Raw genomic sequence first — 19,603 nt, 5'->3', positions numbered from 1 at the left:
CCCGCCTAGATATATCACGGCATGATATATCGGCGTATACTTTTCGAGAGCGAAGCGATCTGTACGAGACGGCGCGGTTCTCGACCGCGCCGGCGGCAAAGTAAAGGCGTAATCATGAACATGCGTGACGTCGTACCTGATCCCGATCCCCAGGAAACACGCGAGTGGCTGGACTCACTGGAGTCGGTGATGCGCGCCGAAGGTCCGGAGCGCGCACGCTATCTGCTCGAGACGTTGATCGCCGAAGCGCAGCGCAAGGGAGCGCGCGCGGCATTCAGCGCCAACACCGCGTACCTCAACACCATCGAACCGCGTGAGCAGGAGCCGATTCCCGGAGACCAGGCGCTGGCGGCGAGACTGCGCGCGCTGGTGCGTTGGAATGCCATGGCCATGGTCGTGCGCGCCAATGCCGAATCCTCGGGCATAGGTGGCCATATTGCGACGTTCTCGTCGGCCGCGACGCTCTACGACGTCGGTTTCAACCATTTCTTCCGGGCTGCCGGGGATCAACAGCCAGGCGACCTGGTTTACATCCAGGGACATTCGTCGCCGGGCATTTACGCGCGGGCCTTTCTGGAAGGCCGCATCACCGAAGATCAGCTGAAGAACTTTCGGCGCGAGGTTGCGGGCAACGGGCTCGCGTCGTACCCGCACCCGTGGCTGATGCCGGACTTCTGGCAGTTTGCTACGGTCTCGATGGGACTCGGGCCGCTCACGGCCATCTACCAGGCGCGCTTCATGCGCTATCTGGACGACCGGGCCATCGTCCAGGCGCGCGACCGGAAGGTGTGGGCCTTCCTCGGGGACGGCGAAGTGGATGAGCCCGAGTCGCTCGGCGCGATCACGCTGGCCGGACGCGAGCGGCTGGACAACCTCATATTCGTCGTCAACTGTAACCTGCAGCGCCTCGACGGCCCGGTGCGCGGTAACGGGAAGATCATTCAGGAGCTCGAGTCGGTCTTCCGCGGCGCGGGCTGGAACGTCATCAAGGTGATCTGGGGGTCGTACTGGGATCCGCTCATCGAGCGCGATGACAAAGGATTGCTGCTCAAGCGCATGGAAGAGTGCGTCGACGGCGAGTACCAGGCATTCAAGGCGAATGACGGCGCCTTCGTTCGAGAGCACTTCTTCGGGAAACACCCGGAGCTGCTCGCAATGGTGGCGCACATGTCGGATGACGACATCTGGCGCCTCAATCGCGGCGGGCACGATCCTCACAAGGTCTACGCCGCGTACGCCGCGGCGGTGAAGCACGCGGGCCAGCCGACCGTGATCCTCGCGAAAACGGTCAAGGGCTACGGCATGGGCGAGTCCGGCGAAGGGCAGAACATCACCCACCAGCAGAAGAAAATGGGCACGGCGTCCGTACGGGCGTTCCGCGATCGCTTCAACGTACCGATTCCGGACGACAAGGTCGACGCGGTGCCCTTTTACCGGCCGCCCGACGATGCGCCCGAGATGCAGTACTTGCGTGAGCGGATACATGCGATGGGCGGCTGCGTGCCCGCGCGCCGCCGTGTAGCTGCGCCGCTCGAAGTGCCGCCGCTGTCGGCTTTCGAAAGCCAGCTGAACGGCACCGACGGACGCGAGATTTCCACGACGATGGCTTTCGTGCGCATTCTCAACACGATCATCCGCGACAAGAAAGTCGGCAAGCTCGTGGTGCCGATCGTGCCGGATGAGTCGCGCACGTTCGGAATGGAAGGCATGTTCCGCCAGCTCGGCATTTACTCTCACGTCGGTCAGCTCTACAAGCCGCAGGATGCGGCGCAGCTCATGTATTACCGGGAAGATCGCAAAGGCCAGGTGCTCGAAGAAGGGATCACCGAAGCCGGAGCCATGTCTTCCTGGATCGCGGCAGCGACTGCCTACAGCACGCACGGTCAGGCGATGATTCCGTTCTACATCTACTACTCGATGTTCGGCTTCCAGCGCATCGGCGACCTCGCGTGGGCCGCCGGCGACATGCGCGCACGCGGATTCCTGATGGGCGGAACCGCCGGCCGCACCACTCTCAACGGGGAAGGCTTGCAGCACGAGGACGGCCACAGCCACGTTCTGGCTTCCACCATTCCGAATTGCCGCTCGTACGACCCGACGTATGCGTACGAGCTCGCGGTCATCGTCCAGGACGGGCTGCGCCGCATGTACCACGCACAGGAGGACGTTTACTACTACATCACGGTGATGAACGAGAACTACGCCCACCCACCGATGCCGCCGGGTATCGAGGAGAGCATCCTGAAGGGTATGTATGTCCTCAGCGAATCGAACGCGAAAGCCGGCACGCCGGTGGTTCAGCTCATGGGCAGCGGAACCATCCTGCGCGAAGTGATCGCAGGCGCGGAGCTGCTCAGGGACGACTTTGGCGTAGCGGCAGACGTCTGGAGTGTCCCGAGCTTCAATGAGCTCAGGCGCGACGGGCTCGCCACACAGCGCTGGAACATGCTGCATCCCGAGAGCGAGCCGCGAGTCAGTTATGTCGAAAGCTGCCTCGAGGATCGTCGCGGGCCGGTGATCGCCGCAACCGATTATGTGAAGTCATTTGCCGACGGGATCCGCGCATTCATGCCGGGGCGTCGACTGTCGGTTCTCGGCACCGACGGCTTCGGCCGTTCCGACACGCGCAAGCAACTGCGTCATTTTTTCGAGGTCGATCGCTACTACGTCGCTGTTGCGGCGTTGAAGGCGCTCGCCGACCACGACGTGCTGCCACGCCGGAAGGTGGCCGAGGCCCTCAGGAAATACCAGCTCGACCCGGAGAAACCCGACCCGACGGCGGTCTGAAGCATGCGGAACGCGTCGCGTCCCCTCGCCATCTAATCGGATGTCAGGTTCGGAGGCGCATATCAAATGTCGAAGGATATCTTTCCGCAGTCCACGTCACACCTCGTAAAAATCCGCGAAACGCTCGCGCCCGATGTTCACGAAGCATTCGCGGCATTCAGCGAGCGGGTCTTTGCCGAAGGTGCATTGGGTACGAAGACCAAACAGTTGATCGCAGTAGCCGCCGCTCACATCACTCAGTGCCCCTACTGCATCCGTGGCCATACCAGGGCAGCGCTGCGCGAAGGCGCGACCGCGGAAGAAATCATGGAAGCGATCTGGGTGGCCGCCGAAATGCGCGCAGGCGGAGCCTACGCGCACTCGGCTCTTGCGCTCGACACGATAGCGCAGGCGAAGGGACAGGTCGGCACGGTCGGCGCCTGAAAACCATGTTCGCCATCGATGCGACGGCGTGCCGCGCGCATACGCAAGCGCGGATGAGCTGCGCCGAAACCTGGAGCGGCGAGGACGTCGCCGGCGCGCAGCTCACCGTTCGGGCGCCGTTTCATCTCGAAGCGACCGCGCGCGTGCTGCAACGCCGGCCGAAGAACCTCATCGATGTCTGGGAAGCGCACCGTTACTTTCGAGTATTGGCCACAGCCGATGGCCTCGTGCTCGTGGAGGTGGAGAACCGCGGGACGATCGATGATCCGGACGTTCGTCTTCATGTTCGATCCGGCCATCCCTCCGCCGCGACGCGGCTGGATCTCATGCAGACCGTGCGCAGGATGCTCGGCCTCGACGTAGACCCGGCACCGCTCCGGCATCGGGTAGAGCGCGAGCGCCGGCTGCGCGCGATGGTCCCGGCGCTGCGCGGCATGCGCCCTCCGCGGTTCCCCGGCCTGTTCGAGGCTTTCGCCAACGTCATACCTTTCCAGCAATTGAGCCTCGACGCCGGCGTCGCCATCGTGGGCAGGTTGGTCGAGCGCTTCGGTGAACATATCGAGCTCGACGGCCGCCGCTTCCATGCGTTTCCGACGAGCCGCGCTGTCGCCGCCGCGCGCCTGTCGGCGCTCGTCGAGTGCGGCCTGAGTCGTGCGAAGGCCCAGTCGCTCCGTCATGCCGCAAAGGCGATCGAGTCCGGCGATCTGACCGAAGACGAGATAGCGGAGATGAGCACGACCGACGCGCTGGCGAAACTGACCGAGCTGCGCGGCATAGGCGCGTGGAGCGCTGCGGTCGTGATGCTGCGCGGCCTCGGGCGACTGGATGTATTTCCGCCCGGCGACGCAGGCGCCGTCCGCGGGCTCGGCGCGTTACTGCACCTTCGTTCGCGCGGATCGCTCGACCGCGTGGTCGAGCGCTTCGGCGAGCAGCGAGGTTATCTCTACTTCTTCGGTCTCGCCGCAAGTCTTCTGAAAAAAGGCCTCATTCGATAGGAGTCGTCGCATGCCGACACGCAACGCACACGCACGCTGGGCTTATCCGCGTCAGATGCTGCGAGCAGCGCTCGCCCTGACCGGCGCGCGCCGATCCGTTCCCACCATGGAGAATTGAATGAGCGACGATCAAACGAAACTCGAAGGGCCCGATTTCGCGCAAGGCGTCGCGCTGTCGAGCCTGGCCAAAGGGGCGATGCTGCTCGGCCATTCGCAGGGGGAACCGCTGATCCTCGTGCGCCGTGGCGACGAGCTTTTCGCCGTCGGCGCGATGTGCACGCATTACGGCGCCCCGCTTGCCGAAGGGCTGCTCGTCGATGATACGGTGCGCTGTCCCTGGCACCACGCATGCTTCAGCCTGCGCACCGGCGAGGCGCTGCGCGCGCCCGCGCTGAACCCCGTCTCCTGCTGGCGCGTCGAGCAGCGGGACGGCAAGGCGTTCGTCCGGGAAAAGCTCGGCAACGCGGACCGGCGGCGGTCTTCGCCGGCGTCCGCGATGCCGGCGTCGGTCGTCATCGTCGGCGGCGGCGCTGCGGGCGACGCGGCCGCGGAAATGCTGCGGCGCGAAGGCTACGCCGGTCGCCTCACGATGCTGAGCGCGGACGCATCGGCGCCCTACGATCGGCCGAATCTTTCCAAGAACTACCTCGCGGGCAGTGCGCCCGAGGACTGGATTCCGCTACGCTCGCCCGAGTTCTACGCGGAGCAGCGCATCGACCTGAAGCTCGGGGCGCGCGTCACTTCGATCGACACGGCGAACCGACAGGTGCAGCTCGCGGACGGCGGGCGCCACGCCTACGATGCGCTGCTGCTCGCGACCGGCGCGGAGCCGGTGCGGCTCGCGTTGCCCGGTGGAGATCTCCCTCACGTCCACTATCTGCGCACGCTCGCCGACAGCCGGGCGCTGGTCGCCCGTGCGCTGGTTTCGAAGCGGGCCGTGGTGATCGGCGCGAGCTTCATCGGTCTCGAGGCGGCCGCGTCGCTTCGCGCGCGCAACATCGACGTGCACGTGGTCGGACGCGAGGCCTGTCCCATGGAGAAGATTCTCGGGGCGGAGGTCGGAAATTTCATCCGCAGGCTCCATGAAGACCACGGCGTCACCTTCCATCTCGGCACGACCGCCGCGTCGATCGACGCGCGCAGCGTCACCTTGAAGAGCGGAGACAACATCCCGGCCGATCTGGTCGTCATCGGGGTCGGCGTACGGCCGGCGGTCGAACTGGCCGAGCAGGCGGGTCTCGCCGTCGATCGCGGCGTCATCGTGAACGAGTACCTGGAAACGAGCGTTCCGGGCATCTTCGCGGCCGGCGACATTGCGCGCTGGCCGGATCACCTCACGGCCGAGCGCATCCGTGTCGAGCACTGGGTCGTGGCCCAGCGCCAGGGGCAAACCGCGGCGCGCAACATCCTCGGGCGACGCGAACGCTTCGATGCCGTCCCCTTCTTCTGGACCGAGCAATACGATTTCGGCCTCGCGTATGTCGGGCACGCGGAACGATTCGACAAGACCGAGATCGAGGGACAGATCGACGCGCGCGACTGCGCGATCACCTACAGGCGCGGCGGCGAGAAGCTGGCGGTCGCAGTGATCCACCGGGATCTCGAAGGGCTGCATGCTGAAGTCGCATTCGAGAGAACGATCGCGGCACGCGAAGGACAATCCGCACGGGCACGAGCGCCGTCATGAGCGAACGATTCAAGGTCGGCGATCGCGTTCGCTGGAATTCGGAGGCCGGTCACGTGAGCGGCAGGATCATCCGGGTCCACACCAGGGATTTCGATTACAAGGGATACACGCATCACGCCAGTCGGGACGAACCGCAGTACGAGATCAGGAGCGACAAGTCCGACCACATCGCGGCTCACAAAGGATCGGCGCTGCACAAGATCGATTGAGCTCGCGGGCTGGCCGTCGCGCGGCTGCTGTCGGTTTCGCCGACCCGTTCGTCGTTCCAAATGCTTCGGCCTTCGCCGCAGCATTTTTCCTCGATTTGGTGCACAGTGCCGGCATGGTGACGTTCGCTCCGGGTGGGGGAAGCTTCTGAAGTGGCGACGCTGATCCGGCGGCCTGCGCGCATCATCGCGGCCCTGTCGTTCGGCTTGATCCTGAGCCAGGTCGCGATCATGGCCGTGCCCGCCGTGATCGTCGAGCTGGCCCGTCAATGGTCGCTCGACGCCGCACAGATCGGCTGGTTGGGCGGCATCTATTTCGCGGGATACGCGGCAGGACTGTCGTTCCTCTCCGGCGCGGCAAATCGAACCGACGGACGAACGGTCTATGCGGTCTCGGCCGGAATCGCGGGGCTCGCATCTTTTGCCTTCGCTTTCGTCGCCACGGGTTTCTGGTCGGCAGTGCTCCTGCGGTTCATGGCCGGCGTCGGCTTTTCCGGCGTCCATATCGTCGGCATGATGCTCATGGTCGAGCGTCTCGAAGGCACCACCAAGGCGCGTGCCGGGGCGTTCTACAGCGCAGCCTATGCGATCGGGAGCGGTGGATCGTTCCTTATCGCGGGACTGCTCGGCGAAGCCTATGGGTGGCCGGCGGCATTCGTCGGAGCAGGCACCGCGGCGATACTCTCGCTGCCGCTGCTGCTGCTGATCGGTCCTTCGCTCGAAGTCGGCGAAATCAAATCAATCCGCTGGTTCCCCGATTTCCGCGCGGCACTGAAAGAACCGAAGGTGATGCGCTACGTCATCGCCTACGCCGGAAACACCTGGGAAGTTTTTGCCATCCGGGTATGGTTCGTACCTTTCCTCGCGTTCAACGCCGGGTTGAACGGCAGTCCGGAGTCGGTTTGGGCACCGCCCGTCCTGGCGGGGATTTCGGCGTTGATCGCCGTGCCGGTGAGTCTCGGCGTCGCCGAGCTGGCTTTTCGGTTCGGACGCCAGCGGATGGTGCGTCTCGTCTCGCTCGCATCGGTTTGCGTCTGTCTGATACTGGGATCGCTGGCGACAAGCCCTTATGCGCTCGTCCTCACCCTGCTCCTGGTGCACGGGGCGACCAGTTACGGTGATGCCGGAGCGATCAATGGCGGCGTGATTGCGGAGTCGACGCCGGATATCCGCGCTGCCGCGCTGACGCTCTTCGGCTTGCTCGGTTTCACGAGCGGATTTCTCGGGCCTCTGGCAGTAGGGCTCGCCGTGAAGGGCGCAGGCGGTGTGGCGAACGCATCCGCGTGGTTCTGGGCGTTCGCCGTGATGGCCCTGGGTTCAGCCATTGCGGCAGGCGCCATGACCGGACGCAGGACCTGACGGCAGCCGGAAATCGACGCCATTCGACGGTTCGTTATTTCTTGAACGACGCCTGAATTTGCCTGGCGTGCTCCAGGTGCGCGACGAACGCCGGACGGACTTTCACCAGCAGCGCCTTCAACTCCTCGTTCTTCGCACCCGGGATCAGCGTTTTGTCGAGCGCGTCGAGCACCGTCTGATGATAGGTCACCTCGTTATCGACGTAGGCCTTATCGAATTCCGCCCCTTTGAGTCCCTTGAGCCGCTTGAGCGTGTCGTCGCCCCCGGCCTTGAGACTCTTGCTGGTGGGGTTCTCCTCGGGTTTCACTTTCAGCTTCGTCACGAGCTCTACCGCCGCTTTGTTGACGCCCGTATGGTCCTTGATCATGCGTTGGGCGAATGCCTTGACCTCCTTGTCGCCCGATTTCGACTGCGCCAGTTTTCCTGCGTCGACATCGACCTGGTTCGCCGTGACGACGATTGCGGCGATCTGCGCGTCATTCGGCTCTGCGGAGTGCGCCGATACGCCCGGGAATGCCAGTGCGAAAGCTCCTGCTGCAATAAGCGCTGCTGTTTTCATGAAAGTGCTCCTTTGAGTTCAGGTGTGACTTCCGTCGTTACGGATACGGGCCAGCACTGCGTCGATGAAGCGCTCGCAGCGGTCCCCGCCGAAAGCGAATACGTTCCGCCACTCGAGATCGATCTCGCGCTCGAGCGATGTGCGTAACAGCGATTTGGCCCGGGACAGACGACTGCGCACGGTCGCTTCGGAAATGCCGAGACATTCGGCCGTCTGCTCGACCGTCATTGCTTCGAGCTCCCGCATTACGAAGACCATCCGGAGCGCAATCGGCAGCTCGTCGATTTTCTGCTCGAGCAGCTCTCTTATCTCGGCACCCAACGCGGCATCCTCCGACGGTGTCCGGCTTTCACAGGTCGCGGGAGCTCGTCCGGCCGGGGCAGCCAAATCGACGGGGTCAAATCATCGCGTTGTGTGTTCAACGTCGAAAAGGCGGATTGGGTCCTCGAGAGGTTCGCGGTTCATCAACGGTTCAATCGGTTAGATGCGAACGCGTCGGTGGCCGTTCCCACGCAGCGGCACGCGTTGTGATGACCCCGCGAATCAGGGCTTCGAGACAGAGCCCGGGCGCAGCGTGCCGGCCGGGCGCGCCGCTCAAACCGACTGCCTGGCCATCAGCAGCCTGATCTTCTCGATCGCCCGGGACGGCGCGAGACCTTTGGGACAGACCTCCGTGCAGTTCATGATCGTGCGGCACCGGAACAACCGGTATGGATCGTCCAGGTCATCGAGCCGCTCCGGCGTTGCCCGATCGCGGCTGTCGGCGATAAAACGATCGGCCTGCAGCAACCCGGCCGGGCCGACGAATTTATCGGGATTCCACCACGACGACGGACACTGGCTGGTGCAGCACGCGCACAAAATGCACTCGTATAGCCCGTTCAGCTTGTCGCGATCTGCGGGCGATTGCAGCCGTTCTCGTTCGGGTGGGGGCTCGTCGTTGATCAGATACGGCTTGATCGAGTGATACTGTTTGAAGAACCGCGTCATGTCGACCACGAGGTCGCGAATGACGGGGAAACTCGGCAAGGGGCGCAATATCACCGGCTCTTTCAGTTCGCGAACGCTGGTAATGCAGGCCAGCCCGTTGCGACCGTTGATGTTCATCGCGTCCGAGCCGCACACCCCTTCCCGACAGGATTTTCTGAAGGTGAGCGTGTCGTCCTGGGCCTTGATGCGGATGATGACGTCGAGCAGCATGCGGTCCGTGGGCTGCAGGTCGATCTCGTAATCCTGCATATACGGCTTCCCGTCGCGCTCGGGATCGAAACGGAAAATCGACAGTTTCATCGGGGCTTCCCTCGGCTTCGTTCCGGCTCAGTGGCTTCCCAGGAGCAGAATCCGCGCAGTCCATCCGCCTGTCGCCAGGAGAGCTGCGACCAGTAAAGCGAGCACGAACACCCGCGTGCCCGGATGCTTTACGTAATCCATGGTCACGTCGCGCAGCCCTATCCAGGCATGCATCAATAACGCTGCAAAGAAGGCGAACGAGACGATGCTCACCGCGGGGCTCAATATCCAGCCGCGCCACGCGAGGTGCGACCGAGGCGGATCGACGATGAAATGGGCGAGCAGATACAGGATGAACAAAAGCATGTAGACCGCGCTGATCCGCTGCACGAGCCACGCGCGGAAGCCGGTGGCGGCTTTTCTCACAGCAACGCCGCGGCCGCGAGGAACGCGACGGCGAGCCCGGCCAGGTTCACGGTCCATGCGCTGCGACGTGCTGCGTGCAGCTGCGAGCCGACGTCGATATCGCTCAACAGATGCCGGATGCCCGCCAGCAAGTGATGAGCGAGCGACCAGATCAAAAGGATCCCGCCGCATTTGACGTACCATCGGTCGAACAGCGCAATGACCGCGGCGTAACCGTCCGCGTCTCGCACCGACAGGTCCAGCAGATAAATCGTAACTGGAACGCCGACGGCCAGAAGCACGCCGGTCACCCGGTGCGTGATCGAGGTCAGTGCGCCCACCGGCATCTGAATGTGCAGAAGATCGAAGAACACCGGCCTTCGATCAGTGCGGTGTGTCATTGCCCGAGCCTGGTGCGCCACGGTGGAGGCTACCGTTGCCGCAGGATGAGGTCTCCACGGACACTGCCCGGGCGGTTCGAGGACAATAGTGCATCCGCCGATATGGCAGCGATCACGCGCGCGACACTCCCGGCGCAACGTGCACCGGCGAAGGGGAATGCCATATCGAGAGCACCGGTTGCATCGAGAGACAATGATCGTTTGAGCCGCTCCCGCGCTCGGAAGAAACGAGTCCGGACTGTTGCCTCCGGAATTTGCAGCGCCTGGGCCGTTTCGGTCACCGACAGCTCCTCGAGCGCCCGCAGGACAAACACGGCGCGATACGCGAGCGGCAGTTCATCGACCTTGGCCTGGATGAGCTGCCGGGTATCCGCGCGCATGAGCTCGTCTTCCGGTCGTTCGCCTTTGTCGAAGCTGGCGTCGGCCTCCGCCTCGACCGCGGCGTCGAGCTCGCTGCCTTCGAGGTTGACGACGTACGCCGAACGCGCTCGCTTGCGCAGGCACGCAAGCGATTCGTTGATGACGACGCGCACGAGCCAGGTCGATATACGGGCGTCACCGCGAAATGAGTCGATGCCGCGATACACCAGCAGATACGCGCTCTGCAGCGCATCTTCGGCGTCGGTTTCGTTCTTGAGGATGCTGCGCGCCGTCCTGTATAAAAGCCGGTTGTAACGCTGCATGAGAGCTCGAAACGCCCCGTGATCCCCCGATGCGATCGCATCGACGAGCTCGGAATCCGACACCGCTATGGCGTTACCGTCGATCGCCTCGACTTCGGCTGGCATGGCACTCTCCTTTTCTATGTAGCGCACTCTTCCTCGGGTGGGCGGCTGATATCGGATCCGGTATGGGAACGGTCGTTTCGGCCCGGCTCACACGGGCTCTCTACAAGCCTGAGGCCGACCTTCGCGATTCGGTCATGGTCGAGTCGCCTGATGACCAGGTGCACCTTACCGAGTTGCACATATCGCCCGATCATCGGGCGCACATGAAGGGCCGCCGCCATGTACGCGCCGAGCGTGATGCCTATGAATTTGTCTTCGAGCGGAAGTCCGTAGAACCAGGCGACGTCCGCGACAGGAGCGGCGGCGTAGAGCACGAGCTCTCCGTAGGATTGCGCTGGAGCAGCTGACGGTGGATCCGATTTCATGGAGCTGGAGCTTTGCATCTGCGGCAAACCCCTGACACATTCACTTCAACCGGGAGCGTATTCCCGGAATGAACGAGATATATCACACTATGATGTATTGGCGTGCGACGTGTCAAGGGTTTCCGGCGCCGCGCTCCAGCTCGGCGACCCGGGCCTTCAGCGCTTTATCCAGCGCGTAGCGGTCAGTGCAGTCGCGCGCTATCGCCAGCGAGCCGACCACGAAACCGGCGTCGTCTCTCACAAGAGCGAAACTCAGATCCACGTACAATTTGCTCCCGTTCTTGTGGACTGCCCGAGTAGTCAACACCTTCCCCGCGTACTTTTCGCGGCCCGTCTCGATCGCTGTTCGGAAGCCTCGCCAGTGAGCGTCCCGCAGCCGCTCGGGAATGATCACGTCCAGGCTGGCCCCCATCACCTCGGCTTTCGAGAATCCAAAGACCGTCTCGGCGCCGGCGTTCCAGACGCGGATTGCGCCTTCGCGGTCCGCAAAGATCAAAGCGGCCGGCGCCTGCTCCACGAGAGCTTCGAATAGATTCAGCGCGGCCGCTTCCGGCATATTCCTCTCCGGGCGATTGAGCGGCTTGCCCGAGAGCCGGCATCGAGAAACCCTTCGGTTGGCAGCTCGGCGCGGTGAAGGCTCACCAAGTCGGCCAAACGCCTGCCGCCTTTCTTCGTCAACGTGACCTCGACCCGGCGCCTATCGCCGCGGCCGGTGCGTCGACAGACCCATCCCGCGGCCTCGCACCGGGACACCAGCGACACCACGCCATGGTGCTTCGCCTGAAGGCGCTCCGCGAGCTCGCCTACAGTCGCCCATTCACGCCGGGGAAATGCCTTTATGTGAAGCATGAGCAGGTATTGAAGCGACGTGGTGCCCAGCATGCGCGAAGCTTCCTCGCTGAAGCGGAGGAAACGGCGGACCTGGTAGCGGAAATCGGCAAGGTTTTCGAAATCGCGCTTCATCATCTCGCACCGACGACTCGGGGCTTGGCGAGCGGATGCTTTGTTCATGAGCCATTGTATCACGCTGTGATATATGCGAGTATCGCGCACCCACCTCGAGAAGATACTCGGCATGGATCCGGCACCTCTTCGACCCGGATGTTCCAGCTGAAGCCGGTAAAGCCTTGCGCCCGCCGGTGCAAATTCAAGCTGCAATGTGAGCTACTATCGCGCGATCGTGAGCAAGCAGGGATCACCCGTGGCAACACAGCGGCGAGAGAAGCCGGGCTTTTACCATGGATGGGCAGTCGTCGCGGGTGCGTGGGTCATGTACATGCTGAACCAGGCCGCGTTCACGTGGGGCTTTACAGTCTTCGTCGATCCGCTGGCGCAGGAATTCGGCTGGAGCCGTACGAGCATCACCGTTGCCTGGGCTTTGTCCCTGACCTGGGGCCTGCTGCTGGGACCCGCGTTCGGGAAGTACTTCGACCGATACGGATCCCGGCCCGTTATCGTCGTCGGCGGCCTGCTCGGCGGTTTGGGCTGGCTCTTGATACCCACCGCTCATAGCTATTGGGCGTTTGCCGCATATTTCGTGCTGCTGGTCGGCACCGGGATCAACGGGGCGCTCGGACCGTCCACAGGATCGGCGGCGATCGCGCACTGGTTCAAAATGCGCCGCTCCCTCGCACTGGGCATTTACTTCACCGGTTCCGGCGGTGCAGGCCTGGTCTTGATTCCGATCATGAGCGCGCTGACGGAAATGTATGGGTGGAGGGTCAGCGCTGCGAGCCTGGGTGCAACCGCGCTGCTTTTCACCGCGGCGGTAGCTCCCTTCATGCGCCATAAGCCCGCGCCGCACGAGCTCGATCGGGAAGCGGGTCCGACTTCGGAGGTCACGACGTCAGACCGTCGGCCGCCGACGTCTGTCGGTCAGCAGCCGCCTCTCGAGCCCGAGTTCACGTTGGCAGAGGCGCTGCGCCACACGCCGTTCTGGCTGTTCACGACGGCGATCTTTCTGCGCTATGTCGGCATGGGCATCACGCAGGTCCACCAGATGCCGCACATGCTGAGCCGAGGCGTGGACCCTGTGACAGCGACCGCAGCGCTCAGCCTATCGCTGATAGTCAACATTCCCTCGCGCATCGTCATCGGCTGGATGGGCGACATTTACAGCAAGAAATGGTTGCTGAATCTGACGGCGATCGCCGGCGGATTCGCGCTCCTCGCCTTCGCCTTCATAGGGCCTGCCTCGACAGAGCTCGTCTGGGTGTACGCGATCTTGTGGGGAATCGGTCTGGCCATGTTGCCGCTGCAAGCGGCATGGGTCGCGGATACTTATGGGCGTGCGAACTACGGCAGCATCAACGCATCGTCCAATTCGTTTGCCTTGTTCGGTCGCGTCGTGGGTGCGCTCGCCGCTGCCTTCGCGTACGATTCGTTCGGCAGTTATAGCGCGATCATGTTGCTTGGTGCGGCAGGCTTCGCGATAGGGGCGATCATGCTGATGCTCTTGCCCCCATCGAACCCGGTCACCGCGCGCAATTCGCCACTGTCCCGGCGCTAGTGCGTCGCGAAATGCCGATGGACCACTTTCGGTGGGCCACCGGCGTCCACGGCGTGCTGGCGTCAACGCCTCCTCGAGAGAAGCGCGATGCAGACGAGCGACAGGCAAATCGCAGCCCATGCCGCAGCGGAACCCGGCAACCGCAGCGCATGCGGGAAGGACCGCGACGCGGCGATGGGATAACGCATGCCGACGGTGCTGCCCGGGTGCGGGGGCGCCGGCGGATCGCTCGCGGGAAAGCTCTCGGCGATCGATTCGTCGATGAGCCATTCATCGTGCCCCGGCGCACCGGCGACGCGAGCCGGCGAGTCGCGTCCGGCCGGATACTGCCTCTGGTCTTCCGCTGCGCTCATCGCGTTCTCCGGTGAAATAATGAGAGAGGAAGTATATGACGCGCACGCCGTCAATCTCCATCGGACGCCGGCGGGCGACTCAGATGCCGCACCCTCGCTCCCGGACGAATGAGGCTATTTGCGGCCATATCAGAAACAGCATTGTTCCAGCCGTACGGCTTATCGGATCTCTGCCGTTGTCCCATCATAGGTCCCGGCCTCGTTACGCCGGACGGGCCCGCGAACGGTGATGCACGGTCGCGAAAGCGGCGAAAGCGGGCTCTTTGAAGGAGATGGAGATGAATCGATGGCGATTGAAGTCGGAGCTCACGTGGGCCGGAAGCGAAACGGTGCGTGAGCTCCTCATAAACGCGCGGCACTGCGAGCGAACGATAGTGAAGCTCCCGCCGGAGTGCCATCCCCTCCTGTCCACGGCCCTGTACGGAACGAGCCGGGGCCGCAGTCGCATAGACATCGTTGCGGATCCGGACCTGCTTCTGCGGCTGTCCGCGGTCGACGAGCTCGCGGCGTTGGCCGATCTCGTGAGTCCTCTGCGCGATACGGGAACACGTGTGCGCTTGCGGAGCCCGCGTCCGCATCTCGTCTTCAATTTTGCCAGCCGCCCGCGAGCGGTGCCCGGAGTTGTCTCCCGCGAGTGGCAGCTCGGAGAGCGCTGGGTCGGCGAGCCCGCTGCTCAGCTGCGAGGCTGAGCCGCCCGCACGCCAGGTTGCTGCATGATCATGCCCGGGTTTCGAGCTTCCACTTCGTCGCCGGCGGTTTGGATGAATCGAAAGCCGAGATCGCGAACGGCCTCACGGCCGCGCGGTAGTCGAAGGACGGCATCGCTCACTCCTTCTCGGTCGCCTTGGGACCGGGGAAATCGTTGTCGGGATTGCTCGGCCGGCGCATGTACTCGGTGCGCAGCCGCTCGCGCAGGTCGATCTTGCGCACCTGCGTGCTGCCGTCGTACGTGGCTTCGACGGTATACGGGCCGCGCGGCAGCTTCGCGAACACGGCATGGCCGCTCTCGCGCATCTGCTGAAGATGCGCGAGCCCGCGTGTCGTCTGCACGGTGAAGCGCTCATCGAGGAAGACGAAGGCTACGCGCTCTGCCTCGAGCAGCTCGTGCGGAAGATAGACGGCGTGCTCGCGCTGTATCGCGACTTCAGCACGCGCCACTAGCCGTCAGCGCCGCGCGCCAGCGCCCCGGCTGAGCGTGGGCCTCAGGTGAACCGGCGACGCAGCCCTGCGCTCGACGCCGGCGCGACGGTCCGCTACTCCACGTCCTTTCTCATCCGCTGATGATCTTCGCGGCTGATCTCACCGCGCGCGTAACGGCGGTCGAGAATCTCGCGTGCGCTGGTTGCGTCATTCGACGCGCCGCGCCCGGCGCAGATGAAGCGGCCCGGACCGCGAAAAAGGACCAGCAATAACACCATCAGAAAAGTCAGGGGAAATATCCACATCCACGGGAAAGCCTCCCACGGCATGTTCCAGGGTCCATTCCAAAACATGATGCCTCCTTCGTCGATCGCGCCCGGCCTGCGCGGAAAAGCGAACAGGAGCACGACGGCGTGGATTGACAGCATCGCCAGGATCCGGACCGGGCGGTCCTCGGCACGATGGCGGCAACGCCCGCACGTGTTATCGGCATGGAACCATGCCTGCACAGTAAACCGCGGCGACCGGCGCTGTACTGACCGAGATCAACGCGCGTGCAGCAGCTATTGCACCAGAGGCGTATCCGACGCCTCGAGGTCGACACCTTCGATGTGCGCGTCGCCCGCGAGCACGAGCAAATACTGCCGCAAAGCGGTGACGAACGCCTGCCGCCGAAGCGTCATCGTCACCGCCTCGCGTACCGCGTCGAACGGCTGCGTCTCGCCGGGATCGCGCTCGAGCACCTCGATGACGTGCAGGCCGAAGCGCGTATGCACCAGCCGCGGCAGCACGCCGACTTCGCTGCGGCCGAACACCTCGCTTACGAGCTCGGGCGCGCAGTCTTCGGCGGTGAGCCAGCCGACGTCGCCGCCGTGCGCGCCGCTCGGGCAGTTCGAGAACGCGCCTGCCGCCTTCGCAAAAGCATCGGCTTCGCCGGCGGCGCGGCACCGCACGTCGAGCAGGATCTTCTCCGCCTGCCTGCGCAAGGCCGTGACGTCGACTCCGGGCGTGACCGCGACGAGGATGTGGCGCATACGCACGCGCTCGAAGGTGCGATAGCGTCCTTCGTGAGCGGCGTAGTGACGGCGACACGCCTCGTCGGAAGGCTCGGGAACCTTCAGGCTTCGCGCGAGCAGCGCCTCGATCGCGGCCGCCGCAGCTTCGCTGATCACGCCATCGGCGGAGGGTGCATCGTCCGCGGCGAGCAGGCCCCCGCGCTGCGCGTCCTGGCGTAGAAGCTCGGTGTACGCGCGCTGCCGCAGCTGCGCCGGCGTGAGCGCTTCCGCGGGCGTATTGAGCGCAACGCCTTCGACGCGCGCGACGGGTGACACAGTGGCGGTGCTATCCGGCATGGATCTTCCTCAAATACCCGCTTTAACGGGCCTGTGGGTGTCCGGATTCGCGCCGCGTGGCGCCGGGTCCGATGTCGCAGCGCTGACCGCCGGCTCCAGGTCGCGATGCGAAGGAAGGTTCTGTCCCTCCGGGACGTTGAGGCGGCGGCTGCGCACCACCTGATACGGCCGAAACACGTAACCCACCGCGGCGAAACCGCTCCACACGTGCACCAGGCGGCTGAACGGGAAGAGCAGGAAGATCGTCATCCCGAGGATCAGGTGCGCGACATACGGCCACGGCAGATTGCCGAGCGCCTCGGCGTCCACGGGCCGCAAGGTCACCACGCGCTGCGCCCAGTCGGCGAGGCGCAGCATCACGCTGCCGTCCGAGTGCTGCCACGAAAACGGCAGCGTGACCAGACCGATCGTCAGCTGCACCCAGAGGATCACCAGGATCGCGAGATCGGTCGGATGGCTGGTGGCGCGGATGCGCGCATCGAACGCGCGCCGATGGATCAGCAGGGTGAGCCCGATGAAGCACAGCAGACCCGCGATGCCCCCTGACACGATCGCCAGCATCTGCTTGGCCGGCGCCCCGATGAACAGTCCGTACAGCGCATGAGGCATGAGGAGCCCGACGAGGTGCCCGAAGAACAGGAACAGGATGCCGATATGGAAGAGATTGCTGCCCCAGCGCAGGCTTCCCGCGCGCAGCATCTGCGACGAGTCGCTTTTCCAGCTGTACTGGTTCTGATCGAACCGGATCAGGCTGCCGAGCAGAAACACGGTGAGGCAGATGTAGGGATAGACCCCGAATAAGAAGCCGTATGGCGTGCTCATGTCGACGCTCCCTTCGCGGCGCTGTGATTACGGACGAGGCGCACGGGCTGCGGCCGGCCGGGTTTCGCCTGGCCATGGCTCGAGCAGCCGTCGAACGCCGCCGGCTCGACCCACGCGGCGTCGAGCGGCTCGTCCGGAGTGATCTTCACCGCTTGCGCTTTCTCGCCTGCAAGCTCGAGCAGCGCGCCGAGCACGCTCGCGTAAGCGCTCCCGCGCTCGCGGAGCGCGCTGAAGATCGAATTGAGCAGATGCGCCGTCTCGCCCAGGAAAGCCCGCGCCTCGCGCTGCGGCTGGGTCGAGACGAACTCGAGCACGACCGGCAGGTAATCGGGAAGCTCACCCGGGGCGAGCAACAGCCCCGCTTTCTCGTAAGTCCCGGCGAGGTCGATCATGGCCGGGCCGCGATCCCGCGAGTCGCCGTGGACGTGCTCGAACAGGTGCAGCGAGGTGGCGCGGCCGCGGTCGAAGAGCTGCACGTACTCGGCCTCGCTGTCGAGCGCGTCGGCGCGCGAGAGCGTCTCGATGAGCGCCTCGAGCTCGGCCGTGCGCGCCGCGCCCAGCGCGCGTTCGCTCGCCAGCGCCTCGCGCAGGTCATCGAGATGGGCCAGCAGCTCGGCGTCCGGATAGCCCAGGAGTCGCGCGAGCACTCTCAATGTGCGCGCCGGCGCAGCGGGTTTCGAAACCGGCATCATCAAACCTCCGCCTTGATCGGTATGGTGCGTTTTCTGGTGCCGCCGAAGAGACTGACCTTGCTCGCGCCGTCCGAGCAGCCGTTGCCGAACGAGAAGCCGCAGCCGCCGCGCACGTCGAACGTGTTCTCGGCGTATTCGCGGTGGGTGCTCGGGATGACGAAACGGTCTTCGTAATTCGCGATCGCCATGATGCGATACATCTCCTCCACGACGGCGGTCGTCAGTCCGACCTGCTCCAGGGCGGCCGTGTTGACGCGGCGCTCGACGTGCTTCTCGCGCTGGTAGGCGCGCATCGCCAGCATGCGCTCGAGCGCGCGAACGACGGGCGCGGTGTCGCCCGCGGTCAGCAGGTTGGCGAGATACTTGACCGGAATGCGCAGCTGCTTCACGTCGGGGATCTCGCCGTTGACGCCGACGTGCCCGGCGTTGGCGGCGGCGGTGATCGGCGAGAGCGGCGGCACATACCACACCATCGGCATCGTCCGGTATTCGGGGTGCAGCGGCAGCGCGACTTTCCACTCGACCGCCATCTTGTAGACCGGGCTCTTTCGCGCCGATTCCATCCATGCGTCGGGAATGCCGTCGATCCGCGCCTGCGCGATGACCTGCGGATCGTTCGGATCGAGGAAGACGTCGAGCTGCGCCTGGTAGAGGTCGCGATCGTGCTCGACGCTCGCCGCCGCTTCGATGCGGTCGGCGTCGTACAGCAGCACGCCGAGATAACGGATGCGGCCCACGCACGTCTCGGAGCACACCGTCGGCTGGCCCGCTTCGATGCGCGGATAGCAGAAGGTGCACTTCTCGGCCTTGCCCGACTGCCAGTTGTAATAGATTTTCTTGTACGGGCAGCCCGACACGCACATGCGCCACCCGCGGCACTTGTCCTGGTCGATGAGAACGATGCCGTCCTCCTCCCGCTTGTAGATCGAGCCCGAAGGGCAGCTCGCCACGCACGCCGGGTTGAGGCAGTGCTCGCACAGGCGCGGGAGATACATCATGAAGGTGTTCTCGAACTCGCCGTAGATGTCCTTCTGGATGTCGTCGAAGTTGCGGTCCTTCGATCGCCGGCTGAATTCGCCGCCGAGGATCTCTTCCCAGTTCGGCCCCCAGACGATCTTGTCCATCGTCTTGCCGGTGATCAGGCTGCGGGGTCTCGCGGTCGGCGCGGCCTCCATTTCGGGCGCCGACTGAAGATGCGCGTAGTCGAAAGTGAACGGCTCGTAGTAGTCGTCGATCTGGGGCAGGTTGGGATTGGCGAAGATGCGCATGAGGAGCTGCCACTTGCCGCCCTGCCGGGGCTCGATGCTGCCGTCGGCCCTGCGTACCCAGCCGCCGTTCCACTTGTCCTGGTTCTCCCATTCCCGGGGATAACCGATTCCCGGCTTGGTCTCGACGTTGTTGAACCAGGCGTATTCCATTCCCGGCCGGCTGGTCCACACGTTCTTGCAGGTGACCGAGCAGGTGTGGCAGCCGATGCACTTGTCCAGATTGAGCACCATGCCGATTTGAGCGCGAATCTTCATGTGTTTT

The 19,603-nt window shown here is 64.3% G+C and carries 24 protein-coding genes; 8 read left to right on the top strand and 16 right to left on the bottom strand.

What is annotated here, in order from left to right; all coding sequences use genetic code 11:
• The first annotated feature begins 114 nt into the window (after positions 1-114).
• The 6 genes from aceE to VHP37_22855 all read left to right on the top strand — a co-directional run bounded on the left by aceE (position 115) and on the right by VHP37_22855 (position 7,457).
• Positions 115-2,787 (top strand): pyruvate dehydrogenase (acetyl-transferring), homodimeric type, encoded by a 2,673-nt coding sequence (aceE, locus tag VHP37_22880; GenBank protein HEX2829212.1) that lies wholly within the window; start codon positions 115-117, stop codon positions 2,785-2,787.
• A gap of 66 nt (positions 2,788-2,853) precedes the next feature.
• Positions 2,854-3,210 (top strand): carboxymuconolactone decarboxylase family protein, encoded by a 357-nt coding sequence (locus VHP37_22875; GenBank protein HEX2829211.1) that lies wholly within the window; start codon positions 2,854-2,856, stop codon positions 3,208-3,210.
• 5 nt (positions 3,211-3,215) lie between these two features.
• Positions 3,216-4,205 carry an AlkA N-terminal domain-containing protein gene (locus VHP37_22870; GenBank protein ID HEX2829210.1) on the top strand — a complete coding sequence of 330 codons (990 nt, stop codon included), beginning with the start codon at positions 3,216-3,218 and terminating at the stop codon, positions 4,203-4,205.
• A 118-nt stretch (positions 4,206-4,323) separates the two neighbouring features.
• Positions 4,324-5,892 carry an FAD-dependent oxidoreductase gene (locus VHP37_22865; GenBank protein HEX2829209.1) on the top strand — a complete coding sequence of 523 codons (1,569 nt, stop codon included), beginning with the start codon at positions 4,324-4,326 and terminating at the stop codon, positions 5,890-5,892.
• Positions 5,889-6,101, top strand: a complete 213-nt coding sequence (locus VHP37_22860) for a DUF2945 domain-containing protein (protein HEX2829208.1) — start codon at positions 5,889-5,891, stop codon at positions 6,099-6,101. The genes VHP37_22865 and VHP37_22860 overlap by 4 nt, the downstream gene beginning before the upstream one ends.
• 150 nt (positions 6,102-6,251) lie before the next feature.
• Positions 6,252-7,457, top strand: a complete 1,206-nt coding sequence (locus VHP37_22855) for an MFS transporter (protein ID HEX2829207.1) — start codon at positions 6,252-6,254, stop codon at positions 7,455-7,457.
• Positions 7,458-7,491: 34 nt separating this feature from the next.
• On the opposite strand, the gene VHP37_22850 is transcribed toward VHP37_22855, so the two are convergent.
• The 9 genes from VHP37_22850 to VHP37_22810 all read right to left on the bottom strand — a co-directional run bounded on the left by VHP37_22850 (position 7,492) and on the right by VHP37_22810 (position 12,171).
• Positions 7,492-8,016, bottom strand: coding sequence for a DUF4142 domain-containing protein (locus VHP37_22850; protein ID HEX2829206.1), 525 nt, complete (start codon positions 8,014-8,016; stop codon positions 7,492-7,494).
• Positions 8,017-8,034: 18 nt separating this feature from the next.
• Positions 8,035-8,403 carry a sigma-70 family RNA polymerase sigma factor gene (locus tag VHP37_22845; GenBank protein ID HEX2829205.1) on the bottom strand — a complete coding sequence of 123 codons (369 nt, stop codon included), beginning with the start codon at positions 8,401-8,403 and terminating at the stop codon, positions 8,035-8,037.
• A 207-nt stretch (positions 8,404-8,610) separates the two neighbouring features.
• Positions 8,611-9,306, bottom strand: a complete 696-nt coding sequence (locus VHP37_22840; protein ID HEX2829204.1) for a succinate dehydrogenase iron-sulfur subunit — start codon at positions 9,304-9,306, stop codon at positions 8,611-8,613.
• A 27-nt stretch (positions 9,307-9,333) separates the two neighbouring features.
• Positions 9,334-9,672, bottom strand: coding sequence for a succinate dehydrogenase, hydrophobic membrane anchor protein (gene sdhD, locus VHP37_22835; GenBank protein ID HEX2829203.1), 339 nt, complete (start codon positions 9,670-9,672; stop codon positions 9,334-9,336).
• Positions 9,669-10,052, bottom strand: coding sequence for a succinate dehydrogenase, cytochrome b556 subunit (sdhC, locus tag VHP37_22830; GenBank protein HEX2829202.1), 384 nt, complete (start codon positions 10,050-10,052; stop codon positions 9,669-9,671). Before sdhC ends, sdhD begins: the two co-directional genes overlap by 4 nt.
• Before the next feature lie 29 nt (positions 10,053-10,081).
• Positions 10,082-10,840, bottom strand: coding sequence for an RNA polymerase sigma factor (locus tag VHP37_22825; protein HEX2829201.1), 759 nt, complete (start codon positions 10,838-10,840; stop codon positions 10,082-10,084).
• Positions 10,841-10,854: 14 nt separating this feature from the next.
• Positions 10,855-11,205, bottom strand: a complete 351-nt coding sequence (locus tag VHP37_22820; GenBank protein ID HEX2829200.1) for a transporter associated domain-containing protein — start codon at positions 11,203-11,205, stop codon at positions 10,855-10,857.
• A gap of 112 nt (positions 11,206-11,317) precedes the next feature.
• The gene (locus tag VHP37_22815; protein HEX2829199.1) at positions 11,318-11,761 is read right to left on the bottom strand and encodes a PAS domain S-box protein; all 444 of its coding nucleotides are present in this window, start codon (positions 11,759-11,761) and stop codon (positions 11,318-11,320) included.
• Positions 11,740-12,171, bottom strand: coding sequence for a MarR family winged helix-turn-helix transcriptional regulator (locus tag VHP37_22810; GenBank protein HEX2829198.1), 432 nt, complete (start codon positions 12,169-12,171; stop codon positions 11,740-11,742). The genes VHP37_22815 and VHP37_22810 overlap by 22 nt, the downstream gene beginning before the upstream one ends.
• Before the next feature lie 304 nt (positions 12,172-12,475).
• Here VHP37_22810 and VHP37_22805 point away from each other — a divergent pair, with 304 nt between their 5' ends.
• Positions 12,476-13,714, top strand: coding sequence for an MFS transporter (locus VHP37_22805; protein HEX2829197.1), 1,239 nt, complete (start codon positions 12,476-12,478; stop codon positions 13,712-13,714).
• A 62-nt stretch (positions 13,715-13,776) separates the two neighbouring features.
• Here the strand turns inward: VHP37_22805 and VHP37_22800 are convergent, their stop codons facing one another.
• Positions 13,777-14,067, bottom strand: coding sequence for a hypothetical protein (locus tag VHP37_22800; GenBank protein ID HEX2829196.1), 291 nt, complete (start codon positions 14,065-14,067; stop codon positions 13,777-13,779).
• Between the two features lie 825 nt (positions 14,068-14,892).
• On the bottom strand, positions 14,893-15,060 hold the full coding sequence (locus VHP37_22795; protein ID HEX2829195.1) for a hypothetical protein: 168 nt from the start codon (positions 15,058-15,060) through the stop codon (positions 14,893-14,895).
• A gap of 3 nt (positions 15,061-15,063) precedes the next feature.
• Between VHP37_22795 and VHP37_22790 the strand changes: the two genes are divergently transcribed.
• Positions 15,064-15,228 carry a hypothetical protein gene (locus tag VHP37_22790; GenBank protein ID HEX2829194.1) on the top strand — a complete coding sequence of 55 codons (165 nt, stop codon included), beginning with the start codon at positions 15,064-15,066 and terminating at the stop codon, positions 15,226-15,228.
• 92 nt (positions 15,229-15,320) lie between these two features.
• Here the strand turns inward: VHP37_22790 and VHP37_22785 are convergent, their stop codons facing one another.
• The 5 genes from VHP37_22785 to narH all read right to left on the bottom strand — a co-directional run bounded on the left by VHP37_22785 (position 15,321) and on the right by narH (position 19,596).
• The gene (locus VHP37_22785; GenBank protein HEX2829193.1) at positions 15,321-15,635 is read right to left on the bottom strand and encodes an SHOCT domain-containing protein; all 315 of its coding nucleotides are present in this window, start codon (positions 15,633-15,635) and stop codon (positions 15,321-15,323) included.
• A 135-nt stretch (positions 15,636-15,770) separates the two neighbouring features.
• Positions 15,771-16,559, bottom strand: coding sequence for a peptidylprolyl isomerase (locus VHP37_22780; protein ID HEX2829192.1), 789 nt, complete (start codon positions 16,557-16,559; stop codon positions 15,771-15,773).
• Between the two features lie 9 nt (positions 16,560-16,568).
• A complete protein-coding gene (narI, locus tag VHP37_22775) occupies positions 16,569-17,381 on the bottom strand; it encodes a respiratory nitrate reductase subunit gamma (GenBank protein HEX2829191.1) in 813 nt (270 codons plus the stop codon).
• Positions 17,378-18,073, bottom strand: coding sequence for a nitrate reductase molybdenum cofactor assembly chaperone (gene narJ, locus VHP37_22770; protein ID HEX2829190.1), 696 nt, complete (start codon positions 18,071-18,073; stop codon positions 17,378-17,380). Before narJ ends, narI begins: the two co-directional genes overlap by 4 nt.
• Complete coding sequence (gene narH, locus VHP37_22765) at positions 18,073-19,596, bottom strand: nitrate reductase subunit beta (GenBank protein ID HEX2829189.1); 1,524 nt, start codon at positions 19,594-19,596, stop codon at positions 18,073-18,075. Before narH ends, narJ begins: the two co-directional genes overlap by 1 nt.
• Positions 19,597-19,603 lie beyond the last annotated feature (7 nt).

Source organism: Burkholderiales bacterium (assembly GCA_036262035.1).
GTDB lineage: Bacteria > Pseudomonadota > Gammaproteobacteria > Burkholderiales > SG8-41 > JAQGMV01.
Note: the sequence above shows the minus strand (reverse complement) of the source record. Positions and strands in the feature narration are given on the sequence as shown.

Coding starts and splice junctions, on each gene's coding strand:
- VHP37_22825 (HEX2829201.1), bottom strand. CDS start 10,840: ATGCCAGCCGAAGTCGAGGCGATCGACGGTAACGCCATAGCGGTGTCG.
- aceE (HEX2829212.1), top strand. CDS start 115: ATGAACATGCGTGACGTCGTACCTGATCCCGATCCCCAGGAAACACGC.
- VHP37_22840 (HEX2829204.1), bottom strand. CDS start 9,306: ATGAAACTGTCGATTTTCCGTTTCGATCCCGAGCGCGACGGGAAGCCG.
- VHP37_22780 (HEX2829192.1), bottom strand. CDS start 16,559: ATGCCGGATAGCACCGCCACTGTGTCACCCGTCGCGCGCGTCGAAGGC.
- VHP37_22875 (HEX2829211.1), top strand. CDS start 2,854: ATGTCGAAGGATATCTTTCCGCAGTCCACGTCACACCTCGTAAAAATC.
- VHP37_22865 (HEX2829209.1), top strand. CDS start 4,324: ATGAGCGACGATCAAACGAAACTCGAAGGGCCCGATTTCGCGCAAGGC.
- VHP37_22870 (HEX2829210.1), top strand. CDS start 3,216: ATGTTCGCCATCGATGCGACGGCGTGCCGCGCGCATACGCAAGCGCGG.
- VHP37_22790 (HEX2829194.1), top strand. CDS start 15,064: ATGGCCGCTCTCGCGCATCTGCTGAAGATGCGCGAGCCCGCGTGTCGT.
- sdhC (HEX2829202.1), bottom strand. CDS start 10,052: ATGACACACCGCACTGATCGAAGGCCGGTGTTCTTCGATCTTCTGCAC.
- narH (HEX2829189.1), bottom strand. CDS start 19,596: ATGAAGATTCGCGCTCAAATCGGCATGGTGCTCAATCTGGACAAGTGC.
- VHP37_22805 (HEX2829197.1), top strand. CDS start 12,476: ATGTACATGCTGAACCAGGCCGCGTTCACGTGGGGCTTTACAGTCTTC.
- narJ (HEX2829190.1), bottom strand. CDS start 18,073: ATGATGCCGGTTTCGAAACCCGCTGCGCCGGCGCGCACATTGAGAGTG.
- VHP37_22815 (HEX2829199.1), bottom strand. CDS start 11,761: ATGCCGGAAGCGGCCGCGCTGAATCTATTCGAAGCTCTCGTGGAGCAG.
- VHP37_22860 (HEX2829208.1), top strand. CDS start 5,889: ATGAGCGAACGATTCAAGGTCGGCGATCGCGTTCGCTGGAATTCGGAG.
- VHP37_22850 (HEX2829206.1), bottom strand. CDS start 8,016: ATGAAAACAGCAGCGCTTATTGCAGCAGGAGCTTTCGCACTGGCATTC.
- VHP37_22820 (HEX2829200.1), bottom strand. CDS start 11,205: ATGAAATCGGATCCACCGTCAGCTGCTCCAGCGCAATCCTACGGAGAG.
- VHP37_22785 (HEX2829193.1), bottom strand. CDS start 15,635: ATGCTGTCAATCCACGCCGTCGTGCTCCTGTTCGCTTTTCCGCGCAGG.
- VHP37_22810 (HEX2829198.1), bottom strand. CDS start 12,171: ATGATGAAGCGCGATTTCGAAAACCTTGCCGATTTCCGCTACCAGGTC.
- VHP37_22800 (HEX2829196.1), bottom strand. CDS start 14,067: ATGAGCGCAGCGGAAGACCAGAGGCAGTATCCGGCCGGACGCGACTCG.
- narI (HEX2829191.1), bottom strand. CDS start 17,381: ATGAGCACGCCATACGGCTTCTTATTCGGGGTCTATCCCTACATCTGC.